The following is a 14,368-nucleotide window of genomic DNA, read 5'->3' on the forward strand; positions in this document are numbered from 1 at the left end:
ATGAAAGGAAAAATAATAAAGGGAATTGGTGGTTTTTACTATGTAAAAACATCAGAAGGACTTATTGAATGTAAAGCCAGAGGTAAGTTTAGACATAAGGATATGAAACCTATGGTTGGAGATGATGTAGAAATTGAAGTTAGTAATGGGAAAGGTGTAATTGAAGAAATTTTTGAAAGAAAATCTCAATTAATTAGACCTACTGTTGCTAATGTTACTCAAGCTTTTGTAGTTTTTGCAGTTAAAAATCCAGATATAAATTTTGATTTGTTAAACAGATTTTTGATTTTATGCGAACATAATAATATTGAGGCTATTGTATGTTTAAATAAAGTTGATTTAGTATCTGAAGAAGAGAAAGTGGCTATAAAGCAAAAAATAGTAGATATAGGTTATGAAGTTCTATATATAAATGCTAAAAAGGGTATTGGAGTAGAAAAACTTAGGGAAAAGTTAGATAATAACGAGACTGTTTTATGTGGACCATCAGGAGCAGGTAAATCTACTTTAATTAATACATTAACAGAGAAGTATCATATGGAAACTGGCGAAGTATCAGAGAAGATAGGAAGAGGAAAACACACAACTAGACATAGTGAACTAATTGATGTTGTAGGAGGATATATAGTAGATACGCCAGGATTCTCAACATTAGAAGTTAATTTTATTGAAAAAGAAGACTTAAGATATAGTTTTCCTGAGTTTGAGGAATATAATAATCTATGTAAGTTTAGAGGATGTTTACACTATAAAGAACCTAATTGTGCAGTAAAAAAAGCTGTAGAAGAAGGGAAAATAAATAAATATAGATATGATTTTTATATAAGAACATTAGAAGAAAAGATGGATGGGAGGAAATATTAATGATAAAAATTGCACCGTCAATATTATCAGCAGATTTTTCAAATTTAGGAGAGGATATAGAAAAGCTTCATAATGCAGGAGCGGATTTCATTCATATAGATGTTATGGATGGGAAATTTGTACCTAATATAAGTTTTGGGATGCCAATAATTAAAGCTATAAGAAATAGAACAGATAAAGTTTTTGATGTTCATCTAATGATTGAAGAACCATCAAAATATATTGATGAATTTATAGCTGCAGGGGCAGATTTGATTACTATACACTATGAAGCAGAGAAGCATATAGATAGAGCTATACAGTATATAAAATCAAAAGGTATTAAAGCTGCTGTAGCACTAAATCCTGGAACGCCTACATATGTTTTAAAAGATATAATAAGTGAATTAGATATGGTGCTTATAATGTCTGTAAATCCTGGATTTGGTGGGCAAAAGTTTATTAAGTATTCTATTGATAAAATAAAAGAAGTAAAAGCAATGAGTGAAAAATATAATAAAGATTTACTTATTCAAGTTGATGGTGGAGTTGACCCTTCAAATGTTTCAGATGTTATTGAAGCAGGGGCTAATGTTATTGTTGCTGGTTCAGCAGTGTTTAAAAATGGAGAGATAGAAAAGAATATCTCATCTTTGAGAAGGAGATAAACATGAAGGCTTTAATAGTTTCGGGAGGAGAAAAACCATCTGCGGGGCTTTTAAAAGAGGTAGCTTATGAATCAGAACTGATCATTGGGGCTGATAAAGGTTGCGACTCTTTATATGACTCTAATATAGTACCTAAATATATAGTAGGAGATTTTGATTCTGCTAATATAGATAAGGTTAACTATCTAAAACAATGTGGCGCGATAAAGATTGAATTTAATCCAGAGAAGGATTTTACGGACTCTAATAGTGCGTTGAATCTAGCTATAGAAGAAGGTGCTAGAGAGATTATATTATTAGGGGTTACAGGTACAAGGTTAGATCATACCTTTGGAAACTTAGGATTATTGACTATTGCTTTGAAGAGAAATGTGAAAGCTACTATTATAAATGAAAATAATAAAATTTTTATTGTTAACAATAGTATTTGTCTAAATAGAGATAATAGATATAAGTACATATCATTTTTAGCTTATGGAGATGTAGTGAAAAACCTAAATATAATAAATGCAAAATATAATTTAAAAAATTATGATTTATTTATGGGAGATACTACGACTGTATCTAACGAATTTATAGATGAAAAAATGTATATAGAGTTTGAGTCAGGAAAAGTTTTGGTTATTTATTCAAAAGATTAAATAAATTGTCTAAAAAGAAAAAAAGATTTGTTTTGAAAATTTCCTAAAAATTATCACCTATTACCTTATTAATGCATAAGATGAATATGTAGGGAAGGTGATTTTTTTAGGAGGGGTTCTAGTGAAGATAATAGCAATAAAATTACCAAAATTTTTATCATCTATCATTAAATTTTTTACAAGGAAGAAGTAACTACATAGGAATATAATAATACCTATAAAATTAAAAAAATAAAAAATGCAATTGAATAAATCAATTGCATTTTTTATTTGAACTTATATTGCTCTTTCAACCTTACCAGATCTAAGGCATCTTGTACATACATGAACAGTTTTTGGTGTTCCGTTAACTAAAGCCTTTACTCTCTTTATGTTAGGAGCCCAAGTTCTCTTAGATTGACGATGTGAGTGTGAGTACTGAGTTCCAGATACAACACCTTTGCTACAAACTTCGCATCTTCTTGCCACTTGAAAACACCTCCTTATTATGTGAAGATAAATTCTCTTCAATAGGACAAAATTGATTCTATCATAAAAGCTATATATTTTGCAAGAGAAAATAAAAAAAAATAGAAATATACCAATAATATTTTTTATGAAAACCTATAGAAGTATAATTTTACTTGAATTAATGGATTATCTAATATACAATATTTTATAAGGATAATTATAAGGAGGATTCTATATGGTTGGATATATAAACAATCTTGGAAATATACGTTACTCTGAGGAAGTGCTTGCTAAAATAGTAGGTTTATCTACTATGGAGTGCTATGGTGTTGTTGGAATGGTTTCTAAAAATGCAACAGAAGGATTTTGGGAACTAATAAGAGTTGAAAACTTAAGTAAAGGTGTAAAATTGCAATTTAATGATGAAGATAAATTAGAAATAGAATTATTTGTTATGGTTGAATACGGAACTAAAATTTCTGTTATAGCAAATAATATAATACAAAAGGTTCGTTATAGCGTTGAAAATTATACTGGTTTAAGTGTAGCTTCAGTAACAGTAAACGTTCAAGCGGTTAGAGTCTAGGAGGTAACATAATGAAATATGAAAGAATAAACGGCCATGATTTTTATAATATGGTTGTTAATGCTAGTAATAGGCTAGTAGAGGAAAGCGACTTTGTAAATGCACTAAATGTTTTCCCAGTACCAGATGGAGATACAGGGACTAATATGTCTATGACATTTAAAGCGGCAGTTAAAGAGATTGAAAATCTAAATTCTGAATCTATAGGGGAAACTTCTAAAAAGCTAGCTAAAGGTGCTTTAATGGGTGCTAGAGGGAATTCAGGTGTTATTTTATCTCAAATTCTTAGAGGAATATCTAAAGGGTTGGAAGGTAAAAATGATGTAGACTCTACTGAACTTGCCTTAGCATTTTTAGAGGGAAGCAAATCTGCATATAAAGCAGTAATGCGTCCAACAGAAGGTACTATTCTTTCAGTAATAAGAGCTGCTGCTGAAGCTGCTGTAAAAGAAGAAAAGCAAGATGTGATTGACTTATTAAAAGTTGTTGTTGATGCATCAAAAGTTATGCTTGATAAGACACCAGAACTTTTACCAGCTTTAAAGAAGGCTAAGGTAGTTGACTCAGGTGGTATGGGATTATATATAATCCTACAAGGAATGTATGATGCACTTAAAGATGGTATAAAAGCTGAAATAAAAGATGTAGTTGTAAAAGATGCCAATGTTACAGGTGCTGGAGCAGGTTCGGCTAAAGATATAGATATTAAATTTGGATACTGTACAGAATTTATAATATTAGGAGATGCTAAGAAAGCTAAAGCTTTCCAAGATGAAATTGAGTCATTAGGTGATTCTATGATAGTTGTTGGATATGATGATGTTATAAAAGTACATATTCATACTAATAATCCAGGTTTAGTTTTAGAAAAAGCTGTAGCTGTAGGTGAGTTATCTAAGATAAAAATAGATAATATGAGAGAAGAACATAGAGAAATGCTTGAGAAAGAAGAGTTATTAGCAGATAAAAATGAAGAAGTTGAAGCTGAAGAAGTAGAAATGAAGAAATATGCATTTGTATCTGTTGCAATGGGAAGTGGAATAACTAATGTCCTTAAGGATTTAGGTGTTGATTACGTTATTGAAGGTGGTCAAACAATGAATCCTTCTACTCAAGATATGATGGAGTGTATTTCAAAGTTAAATGCTGAACATATTTTCATACTTCCAAACAACAAGAATATAATAATGGCAGCTAACCAAGCAGCTGAAATAGCTGATAAAGATGTTAGAGTAATACCTACTAAGAGTATTCCACAAGGGATAACTTGTATAACAATGTTTAACCCTGAGCAAGATGTAGATTCAAATGAAGCAAGTTTAATGGAAGCTCTTGATATGGTTAAGACAGGCTCTGTAACATATGCAGTTAGAGATACTGAAATGGATGGTATCGAAATTAAAGAAGGAAATATGTTAGGTTTAGTTGAAGGTAAAATCAAAAAAGTTGGAGCAGACTATTTTGATGTTGCTAAGGAAACACTAGAATCTATGATAGATGACGAAAGTGAACTTATAACTATTTTCTATGGTAGTGATGTAGACGAAAGTAAAATAGAAGATTTTGTAGCTGAATTAGAAGAAAAGTATGAAGATTTTGATGTACAATGTTATAAAGGAGATCAACCTTTATATTACTTCATAATGTCAGTAGAATAATATAAAAAAGGCTGTTGCAGATGCACAGCCTTTTTGCTTATAAAGATGAGGTGTAGTTATGGATGTAAGTAAAGATATTGGTTCCTTAAAGGGGGTAGGACCAAAATTAAGAGAAAAATTAAATAAGTGTGGTATTTTTACAGTATTAGATTTACTTCTATATTTTCCTAGGGATTATGAATTTCTTAGAAGTAATATTGATTTTAATGAAATTGATGATAAAGAGAAGCAAGTATTGTCATGTAGATGTGTAAGTATAGAAAGAGATGTGAGAACAAAAACAGGAAAGTTTATAACTACTATCAAATTTGATTATTTAGGCTATGTAGTTGATGGTAAATGGTTTAATCAGAGATTTATAAAAAACTCTTTTAAAATTGGGGAAAACTATGACTTAATGGGTAAATATAAAAAGTTAGGTAATAGGTTGGAGATAGTCAATCCTATCGTAGGAGTAAAGGTTGCTAAAGAAAATGAGATTGTACCTAAGTATAGCTTAAAGGGGGATATGACGGATAAGATATTAATAAAACTCATAAATCAGTGTATAGAAGATTTGAAGATTAATGATAATCTTCCTAAAGAATTGATAGAAAAGTATAAACTTACTGATTTGGATTTTGCAATTAGAAATATTCACTTTCCATCAGGGAGAGAAGAGTTAGAAAAGGCTATAACAAGATTGAAATTCCAAGAATTATTTAACTACTCTATGAAATTACTTATATTAAAAAGAAAGCTAAAGAGTAAAAATGGAATAAAATTTGATTGGGTTGATGAATTAGCAGATTTAAAAGCTGCGCTTCCATATAGCTTAACAGAAGCCCAAACTAGGGTTGTTAGAGAAATCCTTAGAGATCAGAAAAGCCAGTTTCCTATGAATAGGCTTGTTCAAGGAGATGTTGGAAGTGGTAAGACTGTTGTTGCACTTATAGCAATGTTTAATGTTGTTAAAAATGGGTATCAAGCTACTTTGATGGTACCTACAGAAATTTTGGCTAATCAACATTATTTAGAAGCTAAAAAGCTATTAGAACAATTTGATGTACATATTGAGCTTTTGACAGGAAGTACAAGTCAAAAAGAAAAGAGAAGAATAAAAGAGCTTATAGCTACAGATACGCCGATGATAGTTATAGGGACCCATGCTTTGATTCAAGAAGACGTAGAGTTTGCAAATTTAGGGCTTGCTATAACAGATGAACAGCATAGGTTTGGTGTTGAACAAAGAAATAAACTTATTAACAAAGGCAGAAGACCTGATGTACTGGTTATGACAGCAACTCCTATACCGAGAACATTAGCTTTGTATGTATATTCTGATTTAGATATATCTGTTATTGATAAATTACCACCGGGAAGAAAGCCTGTTGAAACAAAATTCTTCTTAGAAAATGATAGAACTGCAGGATATTCCTTAGTTATGGATGAAATTAATAAAGGTAGGCAGGTATATATTGTATGTCCACTGATTGAAGAAGATGAAAAGATGGAATTAAATTCAGTAGAAAAGTTGTATAGAGAGTTAAAAGACGGAATTTTTAGAAATGTAGAAGTAGAAATATTGCATGGTAAAATGAAGCCTAAAGAAAAGGATGAAATAATTAATAGATTTAAGAAAAATGAGACTAAGGTAATTATTTCTACAACAGTTATTGAAGTAGGAGTTAATGTTCCTAATGCTTCTGTTATGATAATTGAAAATGCTGAAAGATTTGGGCTTGCTCAATTGCACCAATTAAGAGGAAGAGTAGGAAGAGGGCAATATGAATCTTATTGTATTTTAATTGGAAAAGCTAAAAGTGAAGTTACTAAAAGGAGAATGGAGATTATGACTTCATCAACTGATGGATTCTATATATCTGAACAAGATTTGAAATTAAGAGGATCTGGAGAGATGTTCGGAATGAGGCAAAGTGGTGATGAAGGATTGATATTAGCTAATATATACGAGGATTTAGCAATTTTAAGGTGTGCAAGGGAAGAGGGGAAACAATTATTAAATTCTAATAATCCAGAAAAGGTTCGTCTTTGTAATGAAATAGCAGAGTCTCTTGATAGATGGAGTCAATATATATGCTTTAACTAATAAATAAATTGTTAAGTAGAAAATTATATGATAGAATTAAAATGTTATAAAAAAGGAGGAATTAGAGTGAGAATTATAGCAGGAAAAGCAAGAGGACGTAAATTAATACCTCCAGCAACAATGGAAACAAGACCTACTTTAGATAGAGTTAAGGAATCAATGTTTAGTATGATACAAAACTATATTCCAGATGCTGTGGTAGTAGATGTTTTTGCAGGAACAGGAAGTTTGGGATTAGAAGCTGCTAGTAGAGGAGCAAAAGAAGTTTATTTAGTAGATAGAAGCAAAGATGCATTCTCTTTACTAAAGCAAAATATTGAAAACCTTAAATTTGAAGATACATGCTATGCACTAAATAAAGATTCTTATGAAGCTTTAAGATATTTATCAGATAGAAACAAGCTTTTTGATGTCATTTTTGTAGATCCGCCGTATTGTAGAGAAATGATTCCAGAGGCGATAAAAATAATTTATGATAAAAAAATATTAAGTAAAGATGGTATCATAGTCACTAAAATTGATTCTATTGAAGAAATATATAAAGGATATGAAGAGATCTCTTTAATTAAAAGTAGAAAGTATGGTAATACAACAATATGTTTATATAAATATGAGGAGTAAAAATAAAAAATAATGAGAGTAGCAATTTATCCAGGGAGCTTTGATCCAATTACCAATGGTCACTTAGATATTATAACTAGAGGTTCTAAGATATTTGATAGACTTATAGTAGGGGTACTTGTAAATATAGATAAAAAAGGATTATTCACTATTGAAGAAAGAGTTGAGCTTATAAAAAAGGTAACTAAGCACTTGCCGAATGTTGAAGTAATTTGCTTTAATGGCCTATTAGTTGATTTAGCAAAAGAATATAATGCTAAAGTAATTTTGAAAGGTTTAAGAGCAGTTTCTGATTTTGAATATGAATTTCAAATGGCACTTATGAACTCTCAACTAGATCCTAATATCGAAACATTATTTATGATGACATCATCAGAGTATTCTTACTTAAGTTCATCGTCTGTAAAACAGGTAGCTAAATTTGGTGGGAAAATAAATGGGTTAGTACCTGATGAAATAATTACAGAAGTATATAATAAGATAAGAAATTTAGGGGGGGAGTAGCTTGAATAAGCTAGAATTAAATATTATTGATTTGTTAGAATATCTACAAGAAATGCTAGATAGTTCTGCAAAAATGCCTATTACAGGTAAAGTTATGGTTGATAAAAAAGAATTTAAGGAAGTTATAGATCAAGTTATTAATTATTTACCAGATCAATTAAAAAAAGCAGAGTGGGTCATGAGTGAGAAAGATAGAATACTTTCAGAAGCTCAAAAGGAATTTGAAGTTGCAAGAAGAGAAAGTGCTGAACTTAAGAAGCAGAATGTTGAAAATCATGATTTGGTTAAAGAGGCTAAAATTAGGGCAAATGAAATAATAGCTTTAGCACAAAGAGATGCCAAAGCTATTAGAGTAGGATCAAGAGAATATTCTAACGAAATTCTTTTAGAGCTTGATAAAGAAGTTGAAAATAAAAAAATTGAACTTATAACAGCTATGCAAGAGTCTTTTGAAAAAGCTGCTAAAGAAATAGATGAAAGACTAAGTGACACTGGTAAGATTATAAAAGAAAATATTGCTGAGTTAAGAAGCATGTAATTTCTTTTTATATCTTATTAAAGTACATATAAACGATAATATCAATATACTATAAACGATAAAGAGTATTTTATTATCTATATAAATACTTTCTATTGGAAAAGTTGATACTGGAGTATCTTTTATAAAAAAGATACATGCTATAAATGTAATAATAAAGCTTACTATTCCTTGAATAAATTTTAAAAATGAGTATTTAAATAGTGATATATTTAAATCTCCAATAAAAGAACTTATCTGCGCTATTACAGATAGTCCAGAAAAAGAGCAAATAAAGCTTATTATGGAAAGCTTTAAAATTAATGGTAGTGTAGATGAACTTATAAGTTTGCATCCGTTGGTAAATTCTATACTACCAAGTAAGGTTCCATATAAAGAAGAAGAAGGTATGTTTAGAAATTCTTCTAGGTTTTTAAAAACAATGCTTATATAAGCATTGTTTTTTATTATGCTTATAATAATTGAAAAAATAATAACGAAAGCGCCAACTTGCAATGTTGTATTTACACTATTTTCAATGGATGTTTTTAAAGCTGATCCAATTGAAATTTTTTTAATTTCTGAAGAAATTTCTTTTGATTCTTTAGAAAACTTTCCTCTAGGAATAGTAAAAATACCAATAATTAATGGAGAAAGATAATTTGCTATTAAAAGTATAAAGCCTAATTTAGTATTTCCAAACATAGTGGCACCTATAGAACCTATTAAAAACATAGGACTGGCATTTGAAGCTATATTCAATAGTCTTTCAAACTCCTTCTTATCTATATATCCTAAGGAGTATAGGTCGCAGCAATATTTACATCCTAATGGATAACCACATATAACACTAGCAGCTATGGGAAAAGAAGAACCTTTTGAAAGCTTTAAAGGCTTACATATTAAAGGTCCTAGAATTTTTGAGTATAATGATATGCCGTCGTAGCAAATTAAAAGATTGCATATAAATGAAAAAGGGAATATTGTTGGCAATATTGTTTTTATAACTAAATTTAGTCCTACTAAAGATGCATTTATACAATCTTTAAGATTTAAAACAAATAGAATAATAGAAAATGAAATTAAAAAGCTTACAAAATAATTCTTATTTATATTAAGAAGTTTCAATAATACAAATATTAGAACAAAAATTAGAAGCCATAAGAATATAATAGTAACCATAGAAAACTCCTCCCATCTATAGTATTTATATGCTAATGACTTCATAATATTATTATTTTATTATAGGACCTTTCAAATAATCTGAATTAGGGTTTAAACTTGTATTTAGTATAGAGTAGGCTTTTGTTGATAAAATATCTAATTCTAATAATGGATTATTTGGATATTTGGGAACTTTTGTAATTAAAGGGATAGAAGAGGTCTTTTTTATTGAAGATAAAATCTCTCGTCCTCTGGAGTTAAAGCCTAAAATTCGTCCGTAGTTATAGTTAGCAATAGTATCTTTATTTAGATTAAAATTATCAAATCCAATAAAAATTTGAGTTAGCAATCTTGAAATCTTTGTGTAGGTATATCTTTTACTTTTTATTCTAAAAATTAAATCGTCATAAGATATGCTATCTAGAATTTCTTTTAATATTTTTTTATCTAAGCCTTCCGATATTTCATACAAATTGTTAAAATTAACACAATTAGTAGAGATTTTATATCTTAAATACTTATATAGGTCTTCATCGAAGGAGAAGTTATATCCGAGCTCTAGAGATTCCTTTAGGATATTAATTGAAGATGAAGGCATTACATTGTTTAAAGCTTCTAAGGAATCTATGTTATCTAAGAGTGCTTTTCTAATGGAAGTAGCTGATGAAAAGACTTTAGATAATGATGTATCGTTATACTTGTTTCCTTCACGTTTTATGGTATATGGTTTAATATTACTTTTTTCTAATATTATCGCCTTTATATATTCTATACCCAATATGTTATTTGATGATGATATAACTTCCTTTATAGAATCATCTTTTGAAAAATGTATTAATGATTTTTCTCTAGCTTTAGCAAAGGACATTCCTTCTTTGAGATTGCTTTTTAATATACTGTTAAATGAGCTATTATTTGTAGTTAAAATTTTAGCAATTTTATATAGCTGACTTACGTCTCCGCATTCAGATCCAAAATAAATATTATCTACAACTCCTAATGAGTTTAAAATAGAAATAGCGCCTCTGGCAAAAATTTCTGCCGAAGAGACAGCGTAAAAAGTAGGTAATTCTAATACTAAGTCTACACCATTTTCTAAAGCCATTTCAGTTCGTTTCCATTTATCTACTATTGCTGGACCACCTCTTTGTACAAAGTTTCCACTCATTATGCAGATTACTCCATCAGCGTTGGTAGCCTTTTTTGCCTCGGTAAGATGATATAAATGACCATTATGAAATGGGTTATATTCTGTAATTATTCCTGTAATATTCATATTTACTCTCCTTTTAGGGAAATATAAAATCATTATAACATAAGATAAAAAAAGTGAAATAAATTATATCAAAATGATATAATGCATAATATTCAGAAAATTAGTAATATAAAGAATTAAATATTTAAACTAAATTTCTATTGAAAAATATAGCTATATAGGAGTATATTAGATAATGAATGATTCGTCCTTGTGACTACGAAAGGGGAAATTGAAATGGAACTTATGAATAAATTATTCGAAGCTGCAAAGGCAAATAAGCAAAGAATAGTTTTACCAGAAGGTGAAGAACAAAGAACTATAATTGCTACAGAAGAAATTAAAAATCAAGGGTTAGCTTATCCGGTGCTAATTGGTAATCAAGAAAAGATTATGAGTATGGCAAAAGAGCTTAATGTTGATTTATCTGGTGTTGAAATTATTGATCCAAATAGCTATGAAAAGATTGACGAATATGTAAAAGCCTTTTATGAAATAAGAAAAAATAAAGGTATGACAATGGAGAAGGCTGAAAAGATAGTAAGAGACCCTCTATACTTTGGTACTATGATGGTTAAATTAGATGATGCTGATGGTATGGTGTCAGGTGCTATACATACTACTGGTGATCTTTTAAGACCAGGTCTTCAAATAATAAAGACAACTCCTGGAGTTTCAGTAGTATCTAGCTTCTTTATAATGATGGTACCAGATTCACCATATGGAGAAAATGGTATGTTATTATTTGCAGACTGCGCTGTAAATCCAAATCCTACATATGAACAATTGGCAGCTATAGCTATAGCTACTGCTGATACTGCTAAAAATCTTTGCAAGATAGAACCAAGAGTTGCAATGTTATCATTCTCAACTATGGGAAGCGCTGATCACGAATTAGTTGAAAAAGTAAGAAAAGCTACTGAACTTGCAAAAGAATTAAGACCAGACCTAATGATTGATGGAGAAATGCAATTAGATGCAGCTATAGTAGGTAAAGTTGCTGCTCAAAAAGCTCCAAACAGTCAAGTTGCTGGAAGAGCAAACGTATTAGTATTCCCAGATTTACAATCAGGAAATATTGGATATAAGTTAGTTCAAAGATTTGCTGGTGCTGAAGCTATAGGGCCTATGTGTCAAGGTTTTGCTAAACCAATAAACGACTTATCAAGAGGATGTAGTTCGGAAGATATAGTTAATGTAGTTGTACTTACAGCTGTTCAAGCACAAGCTCAAAACAAGTAAAAAAATTAAGAGGTGTTTATAAATGAAAGTATTAGTAATTAATTGCGGAAGCTCATCATTAAAATATCAATTAATCGATATGGCTACAGAAGAATCTTTAGCTCAAGGGTTAGTTGAAAGAATAGGAATAGAAGGTTCTGTTTTAACTCAAAAGGTTGAAGGAAGAGAAAAATACATAGTTAAAGAAGCTATGAAGGATCACAAAGATGCTATAAGATTAGTTTTAGAAGCTTTAGTAGATAAAACTAATGGTGTTATTTCATCTATGGAAGAAATAAATGCTGTAGGACACAGAGTTGTTCACGGTGGAGAAAAATATAACAAGTCAGTTGTTATAAATGATGAAGTTAAATCTTATATAGAAGAGTGCTTCAAGCTAGCTCCATTACACAATCCAGCTAATATGATAGGTATAAAAGCTTGTGAAGAGTTAATGCAAAACACTCCTATGGTAGCTGTATTTGATACTGCTTTCCACGGAACAATGCCTGAAGAAGCTTATTTATACGCTTTACCATACGAATTATATGAAAAGCACGGAATAAGAAAATATGGATTCCATGGAACTTCTCATAAGTATGTTTCTCAAAAAGTTGCAGAAGTTATGGGTAAAGATATAAAAGATCTTAAGATAATAACTTGTCATTTAGGAAACGGTTCAAGTGTATGTGCAGTTAAGAATGGTGAATCAGTTGAAACATCTATGGGATTCACACCACTTGAAGGTTTAGCAATGGGTACTAGATCAGGTAATATAGATCCAGCTATAGTTACTTTCTTAATGAAAGAAGAAGGATTAACTGCTGATGAAGTTACTGATTTATTAAACAAAAAATCAGGAGTACTAGGAATTTCAGGAATAAGTTCAGACTTTAGAGATATAGAAGATGCAGCTTATAAAGAAAAAGTTCACAGAGCCCAATTAGCATTAGATATATTCCACTATAAAGTAAGAACTACAATAGGTGCATACGCTGCTGCTATGGGTGGAGTAGATGCTATAGTATTTACAGCTGGTGTTGGAGAAAATGGACCAGAAACTAGAGAAGAGATCCTTAAGGGATTAGAGTTCTTAGGTGTTAAATGTGATACTGAAGCAAACAAGGTAAGAGGAAAAGTAAGAGAAATATCTACAACTGATTCTACTGTTAAAGCATTCATAATTCCAACTAACGAAGAGTTAATGATTGCAAGAGATACTTTAGAATTAATATCAAAGTAATTATTATATAAATAGCTTGACTTTTAATGTCTGCGTATATATAATAAATTGTGTTTGAAATGAGTAAATTAAAGCCTAAGGAGTGAAAAGGATGCTTTGCTCAAGCTATACGTAATGTATAATATGTCTTATTAAAGATATGAGGAGTAAAATCCAGAGCTTATAATTATGGAAGTACAATTTTTAGATTTACTTGTGAAAGATGGAAGAAAGAAAGCTATCGATTTCTCTCTTGATTTTGAACCTATAAAGTTTGAAGGAGAGGTAATTAGAGCTATCAAACCCGTTAAAGTAGAAGGGCAATTAGTTTCAAGAAATGAGATTCTTGAACTAGAGGCTACTATTGAAACGGAATTAGAACTTAATTGTTCAAGGTGCTTAGATACCTTTATCTATCCAATAGATATTGATATAGAAGAAAGGTTTACAAATAATAAAGAACTTCAAGATGAAGAAGGAATTATATTTGTAGAGGGGGATACTTTAGATTTATCCCTGATTGTTGAAAATAGTATTATTTCAACCTTACCTATCAAGAGACTTTGCGCTGAAGACTGTAAGGGTCTTTGCTCCAATTGTGGAGCTAACTTAAATGTTGACAAATGTAGTTGCAACAATTATGATGTCGATATTAGACTAGCAAAGCTCAAAGAGTTGTTTGGGGAATAAGGAGGTGTAATAATGGGAAATCCAGCGAGAAAGACATATAGAGCAAAAAGAGATTCTAGAAGAGCTCAAACTTTTAAGTTAAGCTTACCAGGAATAGTTGAATGTCCACAATGCCACGAAATGAAGATGGCTCACAGAGTTTGTAAGAACTGTGGATTCTACAAAGGTAAAGAAGTTGTTGCTTCAACTGAAGAATAAAGAAAGTCATATGACTTTCTTTTCTTTTATATATAAACAAA

Annotated in this window: 16 protein-coding genes; 13 read left to right on the top strand and 3 right to left on the bottom strand. The window is 30.2% G+C overall.

Annotated elements, in window-relative coordinates; genetic code table 11:
- The 3 genes from rsgA to H8S20_RS06045 are packed head-to-tail and all read left to right on the top strand — an operon-like array spanning position 1 to position 2,152.
- Positions 1-864 carry a ribosome small subunit-dependent GTPase A gene (gene rsgA / locus H8S20_RS06035; protein WP_186859548.1) on the top strand — a complete coding sequence of 288 codons (864 nt, stop codon included), beginning with the start codon at positions 1-3 and terminating at the stop codon, positions 862-864.
- Positions 864-1,511: a ribulose-phosphate 3-epimerase gene (rpe, locus tag H8S20_RS06040; protein ID WP_186859549.1), complete on the top strand. Its 648-nt coding sequence runs from the start codon at positions 864-866 to the stop codon at positions 1,509-1,511. Before rsgA ends, rpe begins: the two co-directional genes overlap by 1 nt.
- Positions 1,512-1,513: 2 nt before the next feature.
- A complete protein-coding gene (locus H8S20_RS06045; protein ID WP_032118119.1) occupies positions 1,514-2,152 on the top strand; it encodes a thiamine diphosphokinase in 639 nt (212 codons plus the stop codon).
- A gap of 276 nt (positions 2,153-2,428) precedes the next feature.
- Here the strand turns inward: H8S20_RS06045 and rpmB are convergent, their stop codons facing one another.
- Positions 2,429-2,620 (bottom strand): 50S ribosomal protein L28, encoded by a 192-nt coding sequence (gene rpmB / locus H8S20_RS06050; RefSeq protein WP_032118120.1) that lies wholly within the window; start codon positions 2,618-2,620, stop codon positions 2,429-2,431.
- A 217-nt stretch (positions 2,621-2,837) separates the two neighbouring features.
- On the opposite strand from rpmB, the gene H8S20_RS06055 reads away from it, so the two are divergent.
- The 6 genes from H8S20_RS06055 (at position 2,838) to H8S20_RS06080 (ending at position 8,598) form a co-directional block, all read left to right on the top strand.
- Entirely contained in the window at positions 2,838-3,188 is a 351-nt protein-coding gene (locus tag H8S20_RS06055; RefSeq protein WP_032118121.1) for an Asp23/Gls24 family envelope stress response protein, read from the top strand.
- A gap of 11 nt (positions 3,189-3,199) precedes the next feature.
- The gene (locus H8S20_RS06060; protein ID WP_032118122.1) at positions 3,200-4,846 is read left to right on the top strand and encodes a DAK2 domain-containing protein; all 1,647 of its coding nucleotides are present in this window, start codon (positions 3,200-3,202) and stop codon (positions 4,844-4,846) included.
- A gap of 58 nt (positions 4,847-4,904) precedes the next feature.
- Entirely contained in the window at positions 4,905-6,935 is a 2,031-nt protein-coding gene (gene recG / locus H8S20_RS06065) for an ATP-dependent DNA helicase RecG (RefSeq protein WP_186859550.1), read from the top strand.
- A gap of 66 nt (positions 6,936-7,001) precedes the next feature.
- On the top strand, positions 7,002-7,556 hold the full coding sequence (gene rsmD / locus H8S20_RS06070; protein ID WP_032118124.1) for a 16S rRNA (guanine(966)-N(2))-methyltransferase RsmD: 555 nt from the start codon (positions 7,002-7,004) through the stop codon (positions 7,554-7,556).
- A 12-nt stretch (positions 7,557-7,568) separates the two neighbouring features.
- Positions 7,569-8,060, top strand: a complete 492-nt coding sequence (gene coaD / locus H8S20_RS06075; protein ID WP_032118125.1) for a pantetheine-phosphate adenylyltransferase — start codon at positions 7,569-7,571, stop codon at positions 8,058-8,060.
- A 1-nt stretch (position 8,061) separates the two neighbouring features.
- Positions 8,062-8,598 carry a hypothetical protein gene (locus H8S20_RS06080; protein ID WP_032118126.1) on the top strand — a complete coding sequence of 179 codons (537 nt, stop codon included), beginning with the start codon at positions 8,062-8,064 and terminating at the stop codon, positions 8,596-8,598.
- On the opposite strand, the gene ylbJ is transcribed toward H8S20_RS06080, so the two are convergent.
- Together ylbJ and H8S20_RS06090 are read right to left on the bottom strand one after the other, a co-directional pair.
- Positions 8,584-9,759: a sporulation integral membrane protein YlbJ gene (gene ylbJ, locus H8S20_RS06085; protein ID WP_032118127.1), complete on the bottom strand. Its 1,176-nt coding sequence runs from the start codon at positions 9,757-9,759 to the stop codon at positions 8,584-8,586. The genes H8S20_RS06080 and ylbJ overlap by 15 nt on opposite strands.
- A 52-nt stretch (positions 9,760-9,811) precedes the next feature.
- Positions 9,812-11,017, bottom strand: coding sequence for a nucleotidyltransferase (locus H8S20_RS06090; protein WP_186859551.1), 1,206 nt, complete (start codon positions 11,015-11,017; stop codon positions 9,812-9,814).
- Positions 11,018-11,233: 216 nt separating this feature from the next.
- Here H8S20_RS06090 and pta point away from each other — a divergent pair, with 216 nt between their 5' ends.
- The 4 genes from pta to rpmF all read left to right on the top strand — a co-directional run bounded on the left by pta (position 11,234) and on the right by rpmF (position 14,327).
- Positions 11,234-12,238 carry a phosphate acetyltransferase gene (gene pta / locus H8S20_RS06095; protein ID WP_032118129.1) on the top strand — a complete coding sequence of 335 codons (1,005 nt, stop codon included), beginning with the start codon at positions 11,234-11,236 and terminating at the stop codon, positions 12,236-12,238.
- A gap of 22 nt (positions 12,239-12,260) precedes the next feature.
- Positions 12,261-13,460 carry an acetate kinase gene (locus tag H8S20_RS06100; RefSeq protein ID WP_186859552.1) on the top strand — a complete coding sequence of 400 codons (1,200 nt, stop codon included), beginning with the start codon at positions 12,261-12,263 and terminating at the stop codon, positions 13,458-13,460.
- Between the two features lie 168 nt (positions 13,461-13,628).
- The gene (locus H8S20_RS06105) at positions 13,629-14,129 is read left to right on the top strand and encodes a YceD family protein (protein ID WP_186859553.1); all 501 of its coding nucleotides are present in this window, start codon (positions 13,629-13,631) and stop codon (positions 14,127-14,129) included.
- A gap of 12 nt (positions 14,130-14,141) precedes the next feature.
- Entirely contained in the window at positions 14,142-14,327 is a 186-nt protein-coding gene (gene rpmF / locus H8S20_RS06110; RefSeq protein ID WP_005213472.1) for a 50S ribosomal protein L32, read from the top strand.
- Positions 14,328-14,368: the final 41 nt, after the last annotated feature.

Source organism: Clostridium hominis, from assembly GCF_014287825.1.
Lineage (GTDB): Bacteria > Bacillota > Clostridia > Clostridiales > Clostridiaceae > Clostridium > Clostridium hominis.